The sequence below is a fragment of the Rhodococcus sp. 320_ES genome (assembly GCF_059691855.1).
Genome location: NZ_JCAWAG010000004.1, coordinates 113,108 through 130,898 on the forward strand (window position 1 = coordinate 113,108; position 17,791 = coordinate 130,898).

The 17,791-nt window shown below is 66.9% G+C and carries 19 protein-coding genes; 4 read left to right on the forward strand and 15 right to left on the reverse strand.

Annotated elements, in window-relative coordinates:
- Positions 1 to 13: 13 nt before the first annotated feature.
- The 12 genes from AC59JP_RS15065 to AC59JP_RS15120 all read right to left on the reverse strand — a co-directional run bounded on the left by AC59JP_RS15065 (position 14) and on the right by AC59JP_RS15120 (position 11,375).
- Positions 14 to 1,216 carry a GNAT family N-acetyltransferase gene (locus tag AC59JP_RS15065; RefSeq protein ID WP_497326618.1) on the reverse strand — a complete coding sequence of 401 codons (1,203 nt, stop codon included), beginning with the start codon at positions 1,214 to 1,216 and terminating at the stop codon, positions 14 to 16.
- A 22-nt stretch (positions 1,217 to 1,238) separates the two neighbouring features.
- Positions 1,239 to 1,412 carry a hypothetical protein gene (locus AC59JP_RS15070; protein WP_497326619.1) on the reverse strand — a complete coding sequence of 58 codons (174 nt, stop codon included), beginning with the start codon at positions 1,410 to 1,412 and terminating at the stop codon, positions 1,239 to 1,241.
- Positions 1,409 to 2,698: a hypothetical protein gene (locus tag AC59JP_RS15075; RefSeq protein WP_497326620.1), complete on the reverse strand. Its 1,290-nt coding sequence runs from the start codon at positions 2,696 to 2,698 to the stop codon at positions 1,409 to 1,411. The genes AC59JP_RS15070 and AC59JP_RS15075 overlap by 4 nt, the downstream gene beginning before the upstream one ends.
- A 4-nt stretch (positions 2,699 to 2,702) precedes the next feature.
- The gene (locus tag AC59JP_RS15080) at positions 2,703 to 2,990 is read right to left on the reverse strand and encodes a WXG100 family type VII secretion target (RefSeq protein ID WP_497326621.1); all 288 of its coding nucleotides are present in this window, start codon (positions 2,988 to 2,990) and stop codon (positions 2,703 to 2,705) included.
- Complete coding sequence (locus AC59JP_RS15085; RefSeq protein WP_497326622.1) at positions 2,990 to 3,295, reverse strand: WXG100 family type VII secretion target; 306 nt, start codon at positions 3,293 to 3,295, stop codon at positions 2,990 to 2,992. Before AC59JP_RS15085 ends, AC59JP_RS15080 begins: the two co-directional genes overlap by 1 nt.
- A gap of 117 nt (positions 3,296 to 3,412) precedes the next feature.
- Positions 3,413 to 4,063, reverse strand: a complete 651-nt coding sequence (locus tag AC59JP_RS15090) for an SDR family oxidoreductase (RefSeq protein ID WP_497326623.1) — start codon at positions 4,061 to 4,063, stop codon at positions 3,413 to 3,415.
- Between the two features lie 55 nt (positions 4,064 to 4,118).
- Positions 4,119 to 5,834, reverse strand: a complete 1,716-nt coding sequence (locus AC59JP_RS15095) for a metallophosphoesterase family protein (RefSeq protein WP_497326624.1) — start codon at positions 5,832 to 5,834, stop codon at positions 4,119 to 4,121.
- A gap of 130 nt (positions 5,835 to 5,964) precedes the next feature.
- A complete protein-coding gene (locus AC59JP_RS15100) occupies positions 5,965 to 7,230 on the reverse strand; it encodes an ABC transporter permease (RefSeq protein WP_497326625.1) in 1,266 nt (421 codons plus the stop codon).
- Positions 7,227 to 8,435 carry an ABC transporter permease gene (locus tag AC59JP_RS15105; RefSeq protein WP_497326626.1) on the reverse strand — a complete coding sequence of 403 codons (1,209 nt, stop codon included), beginning with the start codon at positions 8,433 to 8,435 and terminating at the stop codon, positions 7,227 to 7,229. The genes AC59JP_RS15100 and AC59JP_RS15105 overlap by 4 nt, the downstream gene beginning before the upstream one ends.
- Positions 8,432 to 9,949, reverse strand: coding sequence for an ABC transporter ATP-binding protein (locus AC59JP_RS15110; RefSeq protein WP_497326627.1), 1,518 nt, complete (start codon positions 9,947 to 9,949; stop codon positions 8,432 to 8,434). The genes AC59JP_RS15105 and AC59JP_RS15110 overlap by 4 nt, the downstream gene beginning before the upstream one ends.
- 3 nt (positions 9,950 to 9,952) lie before the next feature.
- Positions 9,953 to 11,035 carry a BMP family lipoprotein gene (locus AC59JP_RS15115; RefSeq protein ID WP_497326628.1) on the reverse strand — a complete coding sequence of 361 codons (1,083 nt, stop codon included), beginning with the start codon at positions 11,033 to 11,035 and terminating at the stop codon, positions 9,953 to 9,955.
- Between the two features lie 139 nt (positions 11,036 to 11,174).
- A complete protein-coding gene (locus tag AC59JP_RS15120; RefSeq protein ID WP_497326629.1) occupies positions 11,175 to 11,375 on the reverse strand; it encodes a cold-shock protein in 201 nt (66 codons plus the stop codon).
- 227 nt (positions 11,376 to 11,602) lie between these two features.
- Here AC59JP_RS15120 and thiM point away from each other — a divergent pair, with 227 nt between their 5' ends.
- Both thiM and AC59JP_RS15130 read left to right on the forward strand, forming a co-directional pair.
- A complete protein-coding gene (gene thiM, locus AC59JP_RS15125) occupies positions 11,603 to 12,397 on the forward strand; it encodes a hydroxyethylthiazole kinase (protein WP_497326630.1) in 795 nt (264 codons plus the stop codon).
- Between the two features lies 1 nt (position 12,398).
- Positions 12,399 to 13,259 carry an alpha/beta hydrolase family protein gene (locus tag AC59JP_RS15130; RefSeq protein ID WP_497326631.1) on the forward strand — a complete coding sequence of 287 codons (861 nt, stop codon included), beginning with the start codon at positions 12,399 to 12,401 and terminating at the stop codon, positions 13,257 to 13,259.
- 28 nt (positions 13,260 to 13,287) lie between these two features.
- On the opposite strand, the gene AC59JP_RS15135 is transcribed toward AC59JP_RS15130, so the two are convergent.
- Positions 13,288 to 14,931, reverse strand: coding sequence for an alkaline phosphatase D family protein (locus tag AC59JP_RS15135; protein ID WP_497326632.1), 1,644 nt, complete (start codon positions 14,929 to 14,931; stop codon positions 13,288 to 13,290).
- A 64-nt stretch (positions 14,932 to 14,995) separates the two neighbouring features.
- Positions 14,996 to 15,754: a hypothetical protein gene (locus tag AC59JP_RS15140; protein WP_497326633.1), complete on the reverse strand. Its 759-nt coding sequence runs from the start codon at positions 15,752 to 15,754 to the stop codon at positions 14,996 to 14,998.
- Between the two features lie 72 nt (positions 15,755 to 15,826).
- Between AC59JP_RS15140 and AC59JP_RS15145 the strand changes: the two genes are divergently transcribed.
- Positions 15,827 to 16,852, forward strand: a complete 1,026-nt coding sequence (locus tag AC59JP_RS15145) for an NADPH:quinone reductase (protein WP_497326634.1) — start codon at positions 15,827 to 15,829, stop codon at positions 16,850 to 16,852.
- Between the two features lies 1 nt (position 16,853).
- Here the strand turns inward: AC59JP_RS15145 and AC59JP_RS15150 are convergent, their stop codons facing one another.
- Positions 16,854 to 17,339 carry a phosphoribosyltransferase gene (locus AC59JP_RS15150; RefSeq protein ID WP_497326635.1) on the reverse strand — a complete coding sequence of 162 codons (486 nt, stop codon included), beginning with the start codon at positions 17,337 to 17,339 and terminating at the stop codon, positions 16,854 to 16,856.
- A 19-nt stretch (positions 17,340 to 17,358) separates the two neighbouring features.
- Between AC59JP_RS15150 and AC59JP_RS15155 the strand changes: the two genes are divergently transcribed.
- Positions 17,359 to 17,784, forward strand: a complete 426-nt coding sequence (locus AC59JP_RS15155) for a hypothetical protein (RefSeq protein ID WP_497327079.1) — start codon at positions 17,359 to 17,361, stop codon at positions 17,782 to 17,784.
- The last annotated feature ends 7 nt before the right edge of the window (positions 17,785 to 17,791 follow it).

The window sequence follows — 17,791 nt, forward strand, 5'->3', positions numbered from 1 at the left end:
AACGATCCCCGATTCAGAAGTCCGTGCCGCAGTGCGGGGCGAGGTGCGACGAGAACAGGGCGTCGGCACGCTCGATCGCCGAACGGTCCGAGAACTCCACCGCCCCGGCCACTGCCAGCTGGTGCCACGCCGTCCCGCCGAGATACGTCGCGGCGAGCGAGGTGACGTCCACCGTCAGGTCCGGCTCGGACGTCACCGACTCGGCACCCTCCGCCGAAATGCGGAACGTGCCCGAATTCTCTTGCAGCACAGGGTCGACGACAGCGATCGTCACCGCTCCGGCCCCGCGGTAGGTGCGCGACGACAACGCCCGCGGCACGTCCAGAATGCGCAGCCACGTCTCGTCCCGCGACTTCGTCACGCGCACCGCACGCTGGTCGATCAGCATCTGCGGCAACGGATCGTCGACCGGCATCGCGGTGAACACGAAGCGGGTGACGAGGTCGAGCGAGAGCAGGAATCGGACGAGGCCGATGTAGGACTCGGTGGTGGGAGCCCAGAAGTCGTCGACGATCACCGTCCGGTGGTCACCGGTGAACCAGGTGTCGGCGCCGGTTCCGTGGTAGCGGACGAAGCCCGAATCTCCCTGCACCGCAACGTACGACGGGTCCGTCGACTGCTGGGACCCCAGCCGCTGCGCGTTCCACCACGGGGCGGGCCGACCGATCGAACCGGGCCGGACCGAAGGCGTGTTGTCGTAGACGCCAGGAAGAACGTCCCAGGACGCCTCCACGTCGACGAGGCCGACCGAGCCACCGCCGGCTACCGACTCGCGCATTCGGGCGCGCGCCGTGGCGACCTCGACGGTGTGGGAGAGGTTGGCGACCGCGTATCCGAAGCGGCCGTAGATGACGGCTTCGGAGGCACGCAGGGACGTGAACACCTCGCCCCGCTCACGGGCGTCGCGCAGTTGGTGTGTCAGCAGCCCCGAGACGATGCCGCGGCGGGTGTGCGTCGGCAGCACGCCGACGCGGGTGACGGCATGATGCGGCAACCGCGCTCCACCGGGAACGGTCATGTCGCCGGAGAACCCGTCGACCGATCCGACGACGTCGTCACCGTCGAACACGGCGAGCGTGCGGCCCGGCTCTCGCACGGTCCGAATCTGCCCCGGGCTGTACGGCGGCGCCGGTTCGAGACCGACCATGGCGGTTCGGAACACCTTCGCGGCGGCGATCAGATCCGCTTCGGACTCGAGAACTCGGATGTCGACCATTCGGTGGACTTTACGGCAGGGCTCAGGTGGCCCAGCCTCCCTTGTCACGCCATTGCGCGTAGGTGAATCCCAGATCGTCGTCGGTGACGCCGAACTGGAATCCGCACCGCGGACAGATCTCGTACGAGCCGCCGTCCTCGGTGCGGGGCTCCTCCTTCAGGTACGGGTAGTCGCACACCGGGCATACATGGGTCATCGTGGGGCACTTCCTGGTTGCCGTTCCCAGTAGTCCGCTCCGGAACCGGGGGTGAAGAACGTCTTCGTGGTGCCGTCCGCGTTGTAGGCGCCGAACGTGTTCGTGGACGGATCATAGATTCGGATGGTCCCGTCCGGGGTCACCTTTCGAGGAAGGTCGTCGCGCTCGAAGAACTCGGTGGCCATTCGCGCATACTCCTCCGGGGACCGCGCCCCGAAGTCGTTGCCGTGCCGGGCGAAATGATCGTCGAGCGATGCGGGATCACCCCACCGCTGTTCCGGAATCCGGTCGAGTGTCGGCGGTTTCGGGATCACGGCGCCGTCCAGATCGACCTCGGGCCGGTCGGCGATATCGGTGAGATCGTCCATCGACCGGCGCGAGGACATGGCCCGATCCGTCAATCGGTGCAGACCCAGCGCTTCGCGAACGTCGTCGATGATGCGCCGAACTCGATTCGCGGTCATCGTGAATCGTCCGGCCGCGATGGCCGCGCCGGCCGCAGCCGACAGTCCGGCGGTGAGGGCGGCCAGCCCGATACCGACCGCGATGGACGCCGCTTCTTCGATGGCGAAGTCCTCGATCAACGACTTGATCCGGGCGCGAAGTTCACCCAGCTCGGTCGCGAAGTCACGACACGACGTCGCCAGGACATCCGCGTCCGCGCGCAACCGATCGCACGCATCGGCGATCAGCCGCAGTTCGCGGTAGATGCTGCCGATTTCCGGAGACATGATGGAGCCGAACATGTTTCCCGACGCGTCGAGCACCCCGACGCGCACCTCGGCGACCGTGCGCGCGAACGTCGTCCAGGCGGACGACGCGCGCGTGAGCTTGTCGACGTCGCCGTTCGGGCACGGCACCCCCACGGCCGACGCCAGATCGATCGCGCCCTGCAGTCCGGGGCCGGAGTCTCCGACCGCCGACATCGGAACCGTCACCGGTGGGCGAAAGGTCGCCTGCGGGTCTCTCTCGTGGGGGCGAGGTAGGCGGGCCGCATCTGTCTCTGCCGCTTCGTGATTGGCGGCCGCGCGAGCGAGGAGGGTTCCGTAGTTCGTCAACGCGGCGACGGTGGCGTGGGTTCCGGCGAACAACGACCGGACGGCGTCGTCGTATCCACTGCCCCAATCACGGCCGCCCGCATCACTTCCGGCCATGGACCCCAACCCGTCCAGTGCCGTCCGCAGTTCGGTCAGAGCGGCGTACAGAGCGTCGGCTGCCACGTCGCAGGCCGTCGAGGCGCGAGCGTAGGTGACGGAGTCGACGTCGAGAACATCGTTCGGCGACATGGCGTTACCGGAACATCGCGACGTTGGCGGCAACGGCCGAGCGGTAACTCGTGCGCGCAAGATGGGCGGCGTCGCGCATGCGGCCGAGACCGGCGATCATCCGCGAAGCGCCCTCGCTCCATTCTCGATGGGCATGCACGAAGGCGTCGGACGACGAGCCGGACCACGCCTGACGCAGACGCTCCGTGTGCGCCGTCAGTGCCGACAGTTCGTCTGCGAGGCGGCTCTCGAACGATTCGAGGGAGGCGACGGCCCCGTCGATGCGGTCGAGGTCAACGGAGTAGGCGGACATCAGACGATCCCGCGCAGCGAAGAAATCGATCGAGCCGTCGACGCTTCGGTGTCGGTTGTGCTGTCGGCGACGACTTCGAGCGACTCGCCCAGCGATCCGAGCGCGGCCAGAATCTCGTGCGCACCGGCTCGCACCTCGGCCCATGCCGCCGCATAAGCATCGGCCGCCTGGCCGCGCCACGTCGTCGACAGGTCGTCGATCTCGCGGCCGAGCGTGGACAGACCGTCGTCGAGGAATTGCGCGGTGTCGGCGACGAGGCGGCCGGTGGCGGCTACCTCGTCGACCGTGATCGTGAGTTCTGGCACCGGACGTCTCCCCCGAGTCGATAACTTTCGTCGCGTCACCGCGGCTGTCAGAGACTTGGACTCGCGGGAGCGACGAACGGTTCCAGTGACCGGCGAAAAAGTCGGAGCCGAAAAAACCTACGGCGCGAGCGCCTCGGCGATCGGTGTGTCACCTTCGACGAACTCGATCATCTTTCCGGTGGTGTTCATCTTGTCGATGGCCTCGGCGATCACGGTGGCCACGTCGTCGCGACTGACACTTCCGCCGTCGGCACCCTGCTCCTTGGTGCGGATCTTGCCGGTTCCTGGGTCGTCCGTCAGAGATGCGGGCGCGACGATGGTCCAGGCGAGCGCACTCTTCCTCAGGTAGTCGTCGGCTTCTGCCTTCGCTTCGGCATACGCGTAGAACGAGTTGTCCTTGTCGACACCATGATCGAGGCTCGCCCCGAAGTAGGAGACGAGCAGGAAGCGCTCGATGCCCGCTGCCGCGGTGGCGTCGATCGACCGCTTGGCGGCGTCGCGGTCCACGGCGTAGGTGCGATCGGGGTTGCCGCCGCCCGCGCCGGCCGAGAACACGACGACGTCGTTGCCGGTGAGCGCCGCGGTGATCTCCTCGGTGGACATGTTCTCGACGTCCGCGACCAGCGGTGTCGCGCGGACATCGGTGATGTCCTTCTCCTGGTCGGGGTTACGGATCAGGGACGTGACCTCGTGACCGCCGTCGGTGAGGATCTTCGCAAGCTTCAGCGCGATCTTCCCGTGGCCGCCGATGATGGCAACTTTCGACATGTGTGGCTCCTTTCAAGAGACGGTCTCTCGAATACCCCGGTATGGCGGCGGTGAATCAGGAGCCGAAGAGGGAGCCCATGCCGATGTCGCGCTGGTAGGTGACCGTGTCGAATTCGCGACCGTATTCGTCGACCGCGGCGACGGTCATGGCACTGGGCGTGATGCCCGCGATGCCCGGAGTGACGTCGATGCGGACGAACGAGTAGTTGCGGAACCGAACCCGCGACCACCCGACGGCTTCGGCCTGCTTCTCACCGTCCGGAGTCCACACGTAGCTGTTCGGGACCGAGTTGTCGGCGACCACGTTGCCGCGGTAGCTCTCGGCTTCGTTCGGCTGGAACCCGTAGCGGGGGCGCCCACCGCCGCCGACGGTGTAGTAAACGGTGCCGTCGGCCTTGCCCTTCACGATCGACCGATCGCCCGCGGCGCGCGTGGGCTTGCCCGCTCGGATCGGATCGCTGCGCTCGAAGACGTGGTTGTGGGCCTGGAGCACGATGTCGACTTCGTAGCGGTCGAACAGTGCGGCCCACGCGTCGCGGACTCCGCCGTCGCTGGCGTGCGAATCGGTGGTGGAGTACGCGCAGTGGTGGAAGAAGCAGACGATGAAATCGATGTTCGGGTCCTTGCGGAAGCGCGCGAGAGTGCTCTCGACCCAGGAGGTCTGGGCGCCGCCGCTGTAGCCGGTGTTGGCCTTGATCTCGTAGGAGACGTCGTTGGCGTCGAGCGAGAGCACCGCGACGTTGCCGTAGACGACGGAGTACACGGACGGGCACTGGGCGGGGCCGTTGTCCGGTTGGTCCAATCGTGCTGCGTGGCCGCCGTATCCGTGTGGGTCGTACAGGGCTTCCATGTCGTGGTTGCCCGTCGCGAAGAGCCACGGCGCGACGGACGCGCTGGATTCGATCGCGGCGAGGTACCCGTCCCACACGTACGGGTTGTACTTGTCGAAGCCCGTCGGCGGGGTGACCCCGCTGGGCGCGAACTGGGGCGGCTTGCCGGCGCCGGAGGGGTCGGCGTACGCGATGTCGCCGGCGAGGATGTGAAAGTCGGGGCGGGACAACCCGATCTGCCGGACGATGTTCGCGGCGTGCTTGACGGACGGGTCGTTGTCGGGCTTGTAGTAGAGGTCGTCGTAGTCGCCCGGCTTCAAACCCGGAGGCTGCGTGGGGGTTTCGTCGACACCCTGATCGCCCATCATCGTGAACCGGAACGGCGCGAGGCGTCCGGCGGGCAGCGCGGTGGTGACGCTGCGGACGTCGCTGACGTAGCCGTCGAGGGTGCGCCACCGGTAGAAGTGGGGAGTCCGGGGGGTGAGGCCGTCGACCGGTACGTGCACGTAGTACTGCTCCGCTCCGAGGATTCCTCCACCCGTCTGCGGTACCTGGCTGATCAGGTTGCGTACCTCGGCGGACGTCGTCGCGCCCAGTGCCGGGGTCGGGCCGTGATCGAGGAAGATGCCCGTCGGGCCGGGGTTGCGGGAGAGCTGCGCGGAGAAGCGGAGCTGCGACGACGGATCCGCCCCGAACGAGGTGTGCCGGCCGCCCACGGCCAGGGGCGCGTCCTGCGCGTACGCGATGCGGGACCACGACGCGTTGCCGACGCCCACCGCGGCGGCCGCGGCCGCGGACCCGATCAGGAAGTTGCGTCGGGACACCGGGTGGCGACGGAGGAACCCGCGGTGCCAGTCGTGCTGCTCGGCCATGGTCATGTCGGCGGCGAGGTTTTCGGGGACCCCGGTGGCGACAATTTCTCCGTGCGGATTGAGCGTCATGGCTCGATGTTTGCGGCCGTGACCGACCCTCGGGTTGCCGGGAGGTGAACGGGGGGAGGCGCGTTGACCACCCGTGCGCGATTTCCGCCCATACAGGGCACTAATTCACGCACAGGGGGGCGGAGCACCTCTACGGTTCGTACGGTTTGCCCGATGCCGCCGGGCCACGCACTCTGCCGACGAGCCCGGCGACCGCGAAGATCGTCACGACGTACGGCAGCATCAGCATGAACTCGCTCGGCACCGGCGAACCGATGATGCCCAGAACGTTCTGCAGGTTCGACGCGAAGCCGAAGAGCAATGCGGCGAGCGTGGCGCGGATGGGATCCCAGCGCCCGAAGATGACCGCGGCCAGCGCAATGTAGCCGGCGCCGGCGGTCATCTCCTTGCCGAACGCCCCGACCGATCCGAGCGTGAAGTAGGCGCCGCCCAGACCGGCGATGGCGCCGGCGAGGCACACGTTCCAGAACCGGGTGCGCCGGACGTTGATCCCGACGGTGTCCGCCGCCTGCGGGTGCTCACCGACCGCGCGGAGCCGAAGCCCCCAGCGCGTACGGAAGAGCCCGAAGAAGACCAGACCCACCGCGATGTACATCAGGTACTCGATGACGGTCTGGCGGAACAGAACAGGACCGATGACGGGGATCTGACTCAGGATCGGAATCTCGATGCGCTCGAAGCGCGGCGGGGTGTTGAACGTCGCGGCGTTCGGAACCAGGATCTGCGAGTACAGGAAGCTGGTCAGACCGACCACGAGCACGTTGAGCACCACGCCCACGATGACCTGGTTGACGAAGTACCGAATCGAGAAGACGGCGAGCAGACTCGCGACGAGACCGCCGGCGACGAGAGCCGCCACCAGTCCCGCGATGGCCGACCCGGTGATCGTCGCCGTGACCGCGCTGACGAACGCGCCGGCGAGGAGCTGCCCCTCGATGGCGATGTTCACGACACCGACGCGTTCGGACACCACTCCGCCGAGCGCACCGAAGATCAGCGGCGTGCTCAGGGCCACCGTGCCGATCAGCAGGCCCGGCACGGGGATGGTTTCGCCGACGGCCGCCCAGGTGAGGAACCCGAACACGAAGAGCACGGCGAAGAGCGCCACCAACCACAGTGGCGTGCTGCGATGCCCCACGGCGCGAACCACTGCGAACGCGGCGATCGCCAGAAGGAGAACGGCCACGACGTACCCGGTGGCGACGGTGGGGACGCCGAGGTCACCGATACGGAAGAAGTCCGTCTCGCTCGCGATGCCGAACGTGCTGGTGCCGGATTCCGCGTTGAGCGCGAACACCACGAGGCCGACGAGCGCGAACACCACGAGGGCGCCGGGGATCTTCCACCGGGTGGCGGTGGCGCTGCCGACGACGGGACCGGACGCAAGGGTGGTCATGCGGCCACCTTCCCGCGCGGCTTGGGTAGTCGGAACACTGCGCGCACCAACGGCGGCGCGGCGATGAACAGCACGATCACCGACTGCACGACGAGCACGATGTCGATGGGCACACCCTCGGCCGCCTGCATCGAGAATCCGCCGGCCTTGAACGCACCGAAGAGCACACCGGCGGCGAACACTCCCCACGGCTTCGACCGACCGAGCAGGGCGACGGTGATGGCGTCGAACCCGATCCCGGCGTCGATGTCGGCGCCGAAGCCGGTGGTGACGGTGCCGAGAACCTGGGACACACCGGCCAGTCCGACGAGTGCGCCGGAGATCAGCATTGCGTAGACGTACACACTGTTGACGCGAATGCCCGCCACGCGTGCAGCATTGGGGTTCTCCCCCACCACCCGGAAGCGGAACCCGAGAGCCGAGCGTTCGAGCAGCCACCACACGGCCACCGTCGCGACGATGACCACGATGAAGCCGAGGTGCAGGTTGTAGCGGCTGCCGAACAGATCCGGGAAGACCGCGGTCGACGCCATCGCCGGCGTCTTGGGATTGTTGGAGCCGGGCGCCTGCAGTGCACCCGGCGTGCGCAGCAGATACGAGACCAGATAGAACGCAACGTAATTGAGCATGATCGTGACGATCACCTCGTGCGCGCCGGTGCGTGCCTTCAGCAGTCCGGCGATGCCGCCCCAGACAGCGCCGCCGACGACGCCGGCCAGCACCGCGAACAGCAGGTGGATGCCGGCGGGAAGCTGGTAGGTGAAGCCGACGTATCCCGCGCACGCCGCGGCGATCAGCATCTGGCCACGGCCGCCGATGTTGAACATGCCGACACGGAAGGCCAGTGCCACACCGAGTCCGGCGGCGATCAACGGCGTCGCGAACGTCAAGGTCTCGGTGAGAGGCCTGATTCCGTTGGCGAATCCGGGGCGCCGGAAGTTGTAGATCGCGCCCTGGAACAGCGCCGAGTAGGCACCGAACACCGAGTCCCAGATGGCCCGGACCGTGTCGAGCGGACGGGAGAAGAAGTACCCGGCGGAGGTCTGCACGTCCTTGTTGGTGGCGGCGATGAGCACCGCGCCGATGACGAGCGCCATCAGGACGGCGAGCACCGACATGACGATGCTGCCGCTCATGATCTCGCGGATCACCGAGTTCTCGGTGGGCCGCTTCTTCTCGTCCTTGGTTTTGGCCGGCGCGGTCACGAGGCTGTGTCCTTGCTGCCAGAATCGCCGGCCATCAACAGTCCCAACTCTTCTCGCGTTGCGTCACCGTCGACGATGCCGACGATCTTTCCTCGATACATCACCGCGATCCGGTCGGCGAGGGCGGCGACCTCGTCGAGTTCGGTCGACACGACGATCACCGGTGTGCCCGCGTCGCGGGTCGCCACGATGCGCTTGTGGACGAATTCGATGGATCCGACGTCGATGCCGCGGGTGGGTTGCGCCGCGACGAGCAGTCGCAGATCGCGGCTGAGCTCGCGGGCGAGAACGACCTTCTGCTGGTTGCCGCCGGAGAGCCGACCGACGTGCTCGTCGACGCTCTGCGTGCGCACGTCGAACTCGGTCACCTTCTCCTGTGCGAACTTTCGGAGAACGCCGCGCCGGAGTGTGCCGCGGCCGACGAACGGACCGCCGACGCTGCGGTCGAGCATCAGGTTCTCCGCGATCGTGAACTCGGCGACCAACCCGTCCTTCGTGCGGTCATCGGGTACGAACCCGACGCCGGCGTCGAGCACCGATCGCACGTCGGAGTCGAGCAGCGACTTGCCGTCGAGTGTGATCGATCCCGTCGACCCCGGCCTCAGCCCGAGAAGCGCTTCCGCGAGTTCGGTCTGACCGTTGCCCTGCACCCCCGCGATGGCGAGGATCTCGCCGCGTCGCACCTCGAAGCTGACGTCGTCGACCGCCACCGCTCCCGACGGGGTGTACACCGTCAGGGAATCCACCACGAGTGCCGGATCACCGGGCGTCGCAGGCTCTTTCGCGACGGTGAGCTCGACGCTGCGCCCGACCATGAGCGACGCGAGTTCGATGTTCGACGCCGTCGGTTCCGCTTCGCCGACCACCTTGCCGAGCCGGACGACGGTGATGCGATCGGCGACCTCACGCACCTCGCGCAGCTTGTGCGTGATGAAGACGATGGCCGTTCCCGACTCGGCGAGCTGGCGCATGATCACCATCAGCTCGTCGGTCTCCTGTGGGGTGAGCACGGCCGTCGGCTCGTCGAACACCAGGACCTTGGCCTCGCGGGAGAGTGCCTTGATGATCTCGACACGCTGCTGGACGCCGACGGGCAGGTCGTCGACCAGCGCATCGGGGTCGACGTCGAAACCGAAGCGCGCCGAGATCTCTCGCACCAACTCCCGGGCCGCTCCGAGGTCGAGTCGACCTCCGACGCCGGTCTTCTCGTTTCCGAGGATGATGTTCTCGGCCACCGTGAACACCGGAATGAGCATGAAGTGCTGATGCACCATGCCGATTCCGGCGTTCATCGCCTCGCCCGGTCCGGCGAACGTGACCTTCTCGCCGTCGAGCAGAATCTCGCCCTCGTCGGCCCGATACAGGCCGCTGAGGACGTTCATCAACGTCGACTTGCCCGCACCGTTCTCCCCGAGCAGGCAGTGGATTTCGCCTTCGCGCACGGACAGATCGATGTGATCGTTGGCCACCAGAGCGCCGAAACGCTTGGTGATGCCGCGGAGTTCGAGATTCATGAACTACTTGGGTGACGAAGGAGAGGTCACGGTGATGCTGCCGTCGACGATGCCCGCCTTGACCGTGTCGAGCTCACCCTGCAGCGCCGGATCGATCTTGGAGGCGAAGTCGTGGAACGGCGCGATGCCGACTCCGTTGTTCGAGAGCGTGCCGACGTAGGGGGTGTTGTCGAAGTTGCCCTGACCGGCGGACGTGACGACCTCGTTGGTGCCTTCCTTCAGACCCTTGGTCACCGAGGTGAGAAGCAAGTCGCCGACGCTGGGGTCGGATTCGAAGACGTCGGCGTCCGCGCCGATGAGGGCGATCGGACGTCCCGCGTCGCGAATCGCCTGTGCCGCAGACTGATAGATCGGACCGCCGACCGGGAAGATCACGTCGGCGTTCTGGTCGATGAGGCCCTGCGCGGTGTTCTTCGCGACCTCGTTGGCTTCGAACCCGCCGGTGAACGAGCCGTTCTGCGCCGCGACGTCCCACCCGATGACGCGCACGGACTTGGACTTCTGCTGGTTGAAGTAGTTCACGCCGTCGGCGAAACCATCCATGAAGATGGTGACCGTGGGGAACTGGCTGCCGCCGAACGTGCCGACGACGCCGGTCTTGCTGTAGCTCGCGGCGGCGTAGCCGGCGAGGAACGCGGACTGCGCCGTGTCGTACGTCAGGGGCTTGACGTTGGGAGCGTCGATGGACGAGTCGTCGATGATGGCGTACTCGACGTCGGGGTTCGCCTCGGCCGAGGCCTTGGTGGCGTCCGCAAGGTTGAAGCCGACGGTGACGATGAGCTTGCAGCCCTGGTCGACGAGGTTGTTGAGGTTGGGGTCGTAGTCGGTCGGCGAGTTCGACTGCACCGTGATGGGCTCGACGCCGAGAGTCTGCGACGCCTCCTGGAGCCCTTCGAATCCGAGCTGGTTGAACGACTTGTCGTCGAACCCACCGGTATCGGAGATCATGCAGGGCTTGAAATCACCTACGTCTCCGGAGGCGGAACTGCCGGAATCGTCCGGTGCAGAACCACAGCCTGCGGCGAGGGCGACGACCCCGAGCGAGGCAACGCTGGACACGACGGTTTTGCGCGACAGAATTGTCAAGGCGTACTCCGATTTCACTCGTTTGTTGTGCCGAACGCTACCTTGTCCGTCCGAATGCGTACCGCCGAACGACACAAGGGCCGCCTGCCGTGAAGGCAGACGACCCTTGGTGGAGAAAAGTTGTGGTGCTAGCGGTCGATCAGATTGCGCGAACTCCGCTGGCCTGAGGACCCTTGGCGCCCGAGGTGACCTCGAACTCGACGCGCTGGTTCTCTTCGAGGCTCTTGAAGCCAGTTCCCTGGATCTCCGAGAAATGGACGAAGACGTCCGGTCCCTCTTCCTGCGCGATGAAGCCGAAGCCCTTTTCGGCGTTGAACCACTTGACGGTTCCCTGAGTCATGATGTGCTCCCTACTACAAGCTGAACTATCGGGAACCACACCGTGTGGAACCCGGGTCGGAAATGAACGCGACCACTTCGAGTTCCCTCGGAGCAAGAAGCGCGCTCGCAACTACAAGTTCCCAGCGAGCGTGCATGAAACACGAACACACAAAAACTACGACCAGTCAGCAGCTATGAGCGTACCCGACTCCTGCCTGGTACGCGATTCCCGGTAGAACTTTCTTCATGACGCATTCCGACGACGTCGCCGAGGCACTCCTCGCCCTGCGGGCGCGAACCCCCCTCGTGCACTGCATCACCAACTACGTGACCGCGGGATTCACGGCCAACGTCCTGCTGGCGGCCGGTGCCAGCGCCGCCATGGTGGACAACATCGACGAAGCGGCTCTCTTCACCGGCGTCGCCGACGGGCTGCTGATCAACCTCGGAACGCCGCAACCGGCGTTGCGCGAGTCCTACCTGTCCTCCGCGCGCGCCGCGCAGGAATCTTCGACTCCCTGGGTGCTCGATCCCATCGGCGCCGGCGGCCTCCCGTGGCGCGGCGAAGTGGCCCGCGAGCTGCTCGACTTCCATCCCACCGCCATCCGCGGGAACGCCTCCGAGGTGATCGGGCTGCACGGGCTCGGCACCGGCGGCCGCGGCGTCGACAGCTCGGCCGACCCTGCCGACGCGGTCGAGTCGGCCCGCGGACTGCTCACGCGTGCAGATGTCGTGTCCGCCTCCGGGCCCGTCGACCACGTGGTGAGCGGCGACGCGCTCGTGCGGATCGCCGGCGGCACCCCTCTGCTCACCAAGGTCACCGGCACCGGATGCTCGCTCGGTGCGCTCATGGCCGCCTACCTGGCCGTCGCGCCGACCCCGTTGATCGGGGCGGTGGCGGCGCACGTCCACGTCGCGGTCGCCGCCGACCGTGCCGCCGAGCAGACGTCGGCGCCCGGCAGTTTCGCGGTGGCATACCTCGATGCGCTGCACTCGGTGACCGCCGACGAGGTGAGAGCGCGGGCCAGGATCTCCTCGTGACATGTTGAGCCGCCGAGCATTCGGGGCTGCAGCACTCGGTGCCGTCGTCGGGCTGGGCGTTGCCGCCGATGCCGACGTCCGCTTTCCGCTCCGGGTGCGGTACGGAGCGGACCCGTCACAGTTCGGCGACCTCTACCTGCCGTTCACCGGGTCCGTCCTCCCTGTGGTGGTGATGATCCACGGCGGCGGATGGCTCCAGAAGTACGACCTCGGATACACGGGCGTGTTGGCACAGTCGTTGGTGCGCAGCGGCATTGCGGTGTGGAACATCGAGTATCGACGCGTCGGCGGCACCGGCGGGTGGCCCGAGACGTTGGCCGACGTGGACGCCGCGACGGAGGCGCTCCCCACCCTGATACAGGCACGTTCCGGCGGACGACTCGACCTCGGCCGCGTACACGTGGCCGGACACTCCGCGGGCGGCCACCTCGCAGCCTGGCTGGCGGGACGCCACACGCTGGGCGCGGACGCACCGGGCGCAAACCCCTCGGTGCGGATCCACAGCGCGACGACGATGGCCGGCGTGTTCGACCTGGTGCTCGCGGTGACGAACGGCAAGGACCAGTTCCTGCGCGGCCTGCTCGGCGGCGGACCGAACGAGGTGCCCGACCGCTACCGCATCGCCTCCCCGATCGACCATCTGCCGATCGGATTGCCGCTGAAGGCTTTTCACGGGGAGGAGGACAGGACCGTGTCGGTGCGTCAGAGCCTGAACTACGTGGCGGCTGCGACCCGGCTCGGCGATCCAGCCACCGTGCAGATCATCCCGAGCGTCGGGCACGGGGAGCCGGCGGACCCGCGATCGCCGGCGTGGGAGACGGTGCGGGCACACATTGTGGAGGCGCTTCGCGGCTGTGAGTGATCTCCGGCCCCCCAGGGCCGGAAATCACTCACAGCGGGGGAAGGGCGGCGGCCGGCGCCACCCGCTGCGTACCGGACTCCACCCGGTAGCTCGCACCGAGGTAGATGCCGGAGTTCCTGTCCTCCTTGGCCGTCAGATACCAGTGGTCCATCTGCGCGCCGGTTTTCGACACCTCGAACACTCCGTACCCGTGGGTGTCGAGGTCGACGTACTTCACGTGCCGGTTGAGCGTCTTGAACGCCTCCTCCGCGACCCGGCCGACCGTGTGCTCGGGAGTCTTGGTGAAGTCGTCGATGTTGGACGAGGTCACCGACGTCACGACCAGCTCGGTGGCCACCGTTCCGGCCGCGGGATAGTTCGCCGCGTCGACGGGTAGATCGCACGCCCACGACGAATGGATGTCTCCGGTGATGAACACCGTATTGTCGATATCGTTGGTGCGCAGCGTATCCAGCAGTTTCTTGCGGTCCGCGGTGTAACCGTCCCACGGATCGGCGTTGTACGACACTCCCGCTGCGGGCAGACCCAGGAACTGCGTCACGGCCGCGGTGGTCTGCGGATCGAGCGGCGGAATCAACGTCGGCGTGATCATCACCGGATTGCCCACGATCTTCCACTGCGTCGGCGACGACACCAGACCGCCTGTCAGCCAACTCATCTGCTCCGCACCCGTGATGGTGCGGTTCGGCGAATCGACCTCACGCCCCTGGTACGGCATCACCTGCTGGGACCGGTACGTCCGCAGATCGAGCATCGACAACTCCATCAACGTGCCGAACCGCAACCGGCGGTACAGATGTCGATTGGTCGATGACCCGGCCGCGCGCACGGGCATCCACTCGTAGTACGCCTGAACCGAATTGGCCTTGCGCGTCGCCCAGTCGCCCTCGGTGGCGGGCTGATGATTCTCCGCGCCGCCGTCGTAGGCGTCGTTGGCGGACTCGTGATCGTCCCACGTACAGATCCACGGAACACCGAGGTGCGCCGCCTGCAGATCGGGATCGGTCTTGTATTGCGCGTGGCGAATTCGATAATCGGCGAGGGTCACGATCTCGTGCAACGGATCGTGCGGGCGAATCACCCCGTACTTCCCGGCGAACCCGCCCGTCCGGTACTCGTAGATGTAATCGCCGAGATGAATGATCGCGTCGAGATCCGTACGCAGCGAGAGATGGCGATACGCCCCGAAGTACCCGGACTCCCAGTTCGAACACGACACCACCCCGAACCGCATCCGCTCGACATCGGCATCGTTTGCCGGCGCCGTGTGCGTGGTGCCCACCGGTGAGCTCTGCCCACCCGACGTGAACCGGTAGTAGTACGTGGTCGCCGGCGCCAACCCCGTGACGTCCACCTTCACCGTGTGGTCCGACTGCGCGGATGCGGTGACCGACCCCGACGCCACGATCGACGACATCGCAGCGTTGGTGGACACCGCCCACCCGACCGCAGCGTCCGGGCCCTTCCCCGAGCCGGGGATAGCGTCGTCGGTCGGGGTGAGGCGGGTCCACAGGATGACGGCATCGGGAGTCGGGTCGCCGGACGCCACTCCGTGCCGGAAGAACGCACCGGCGGCGCTGGCGGGGGCCGGCAGCGACGCGGCCACACCCACCCCGGCGGCGATGGACGAGGTGCGCAGAAATCCGCGCCGGGACAGCGAGAGGTCGGGCATGGCGTGAGTCTAAGGCGATCCCCCTCCGATCCTCGCGGTCACGGGCTCGGTCCGCCGGTAGTCGCTATCGCAGGAAAACCTGCCGCAGGACTGCGACGACGATCAGTACGACCACACCGACCACCGGAACATCGAAGCGGGCGCCCGAGCCGGGCGTCCGCTTCGCGTCGGTCATGAACAGTCGTACGAAGATCAAGAAGATGCCCGACGCGATGAGCCCGAGCGCTTCGAAAGGGCCGTCGCCACCGCCGTCGAAGAGACCGATGCTCAGGACGAGGACGATCACCACCCCGGTCAGCCACGCGAACAAGCCCACCTCGCGCAGTTGAGGGGCGAGAGGCGCATCGGCATCGGTGAAGGCGATCAACCTGCGCACCGCGACACGGCCGACGAAATACGTGATGGCCCAGCCGATCACGAACCCGATCCACCCAACCCACGCGGGTGAGCCCGAGAGCTCGAGCGCTCGGCCGATGTCACCGACGCCGGCGCCGGCGAACGGTCCGGTGATGAGGTAACCGGAGAATTCCTGCACGCTCAGCAGGCCGAACCAGAGCACCGTGAGACGCCAGAACGTCGGCAGTCGATCGACCGGCAGGGTGAGCACCACGAGTCCGCTGACCAGGCTGAACAGCGGTCCACCCAGGGCGGTGGCGATGCGTTCGCCGTCCGAGTCCGCCCCCGTGTCGACGCTGAACGCACGGACCGTCGGGCTGTTTCCCTGCAACAGTGCGACGGCGGCATGGGCGAACTCGTGCAGCGTGATCATCACCAGGCAGGCCAGCGCAAATCCGACGGCAGAGTTGACCAGACGCGACCGCATCAGCATCACCCGAGTGAAGCAGACGACGGCGCTCGGGAACAGAGTCGTCGTCGATCCGTGTTGGCCTTACACATGAAGGCAATCGTGTACTCCCAGACCGGCGATCCCTCCGTACTCACCCTGGTGGACCGCGAACCGGGCGAACCGGGCGCGGGCGAGGTTCGAGTGCGTGTTGCGGTGGCCGGCGTGAATCCGACCGACTGGAAATCGCGCACCGGCGCCGGGCCCGGCCAGAAACCCGCGTTCGACGAAGTGGTTCCCGGTCAGGACGCCGCGGGCACGGTCGACGCAGTCGGAGACGACGTCACCGGTCTGGCCGTGGGCGACCGGGTGTGGCTGCTGCTCGCTCAGCACGAGCGTCCCACCGGAACCGCGCAGGAATTCACGGTGGTACCGGCCGATCGAGTAGTGCGACTTCCCGACGAGACAAGCTTCGAACTCGGTGCGTCCCTGGGCGTTCCGGCCGTCACCGCCCATCGTGCTCTGACGGTGTCGGAGGACGGGCCGTCGCGGCTGCATCCCGGAGCGCTCGACGGCAAGACGGTTCTGGTCGCCGGCGGTGCCGGAGCAGTCGGGCACTCGGCGATCGAGCTGGCGGTGTGGTCCGGGGCGACGGTGATCACCACCGTCAGCAGCCCGGAGAAGGGCACGCTGGCGACGTCCGCAGGGGCGCAGCACGTGGTGAACTACAAGACCGAGGACGCCGCAGCCCGAATTCGTGAGATCGCTCCCGACGGAGTCGATCTCGTGGTCGAGGTGGCGCCGAGCCAGAACGCGGAACTGAACGCCGCCGTGCTGTCGACCCGCGGCGTGATCGCGATCTACGCCAACAACGGCGGCGACACGATGACCCTCGACATTCGCCCGAACATGGTGCTCAACACCAGGTTTCAGTTCGTCCTTCTCTACACCGTCGGGCAGAACGCGCTCGAGGCCGCCAAGGAAGACGTGAGCGCCGCAGTGGCAGCAGGGGTGCTGACCGTCGGAGAGTCGACCGGGCTTCCGCTGCACACGTTCTCGCTCGCCGAGACCGCGGCAGCCCACCAGGCCGTCGAGGACGGCGTCACCGGCAAGGTGCTGATCGCCGTCGAGGGCTGAGTCAGGACGGTTCGCGCTCGGAGCCCGCGCCGATCACCGGCAAGGTGCTCCAGGGGAAGTTGATCCAGCGATCGGTCTCGCGCCACGTGAAGTCGGGCGCGATGACCGACGCCGGCTTGGTGTAGATGACGGCGGAGCGGATCTCGTCGGTGTGTTCGCGCAACAGCTCGACCACCAGCGCCAACGTGCGGCCCGAGTCGGCCACGTCGTCGACGACGAGCAGCTTCTTTCCCTTGATCGCGTTGGTGTCGAGGAGCGGCTCGAGCACCACCGGATCGGGCAGGGTGGTTTCGATGTCGCTGTAGAACTCGACGTTCAACGTGCCCGCAGCCTTGACCCCCATGGCGTAGGCGATGGCACCGGCGGGCAGCAGCCCGCCGCGCGCGATCGCGATGACGATGTCGGGTTGGAATCCGCTGTCGACGATGGATTGCGTCAACTCTCGCGAGGCCGTGCCGAACAGTTCCCATGTGAGCACTTCGCGCATGGGTGGATACGGTATCCCGATGGAACTGGGCACCGACACCAAGGTCGTTCTGCTGTTGTCCGGTCTCATCCTGTTGTGGGCACTGGTACTCGGGATCTGGAAGTACCAGCAGATGGCGACCTCGGAGAACGGGCAGGCGCACGCGTACGTCGACATCGCGCACCGTGCAGCGCTGATGTATTCGTTCGCGACGCTGGTTCTTGCGGCACTCGTGCAGTTCAGCGCGTGGCCGACGGCCGTCGACCTGATCGCTGCCGCGGTGGTGATCGCCTTCTTCGTAGGGGCGATCGTCGGCTACGTGGTACACGGGATCCTGCGCGACACCGACAACCAGTTCCGGCACCCGATCCGCGGCACCCACGCGTTCATGGTGGCGCTGATCGTCGGCGAAGTCGGCGGACTGGCCGTGATCCTCGCCGGGTTCGTCAAGGGGCAGTTTCTCTAGTCCCCTT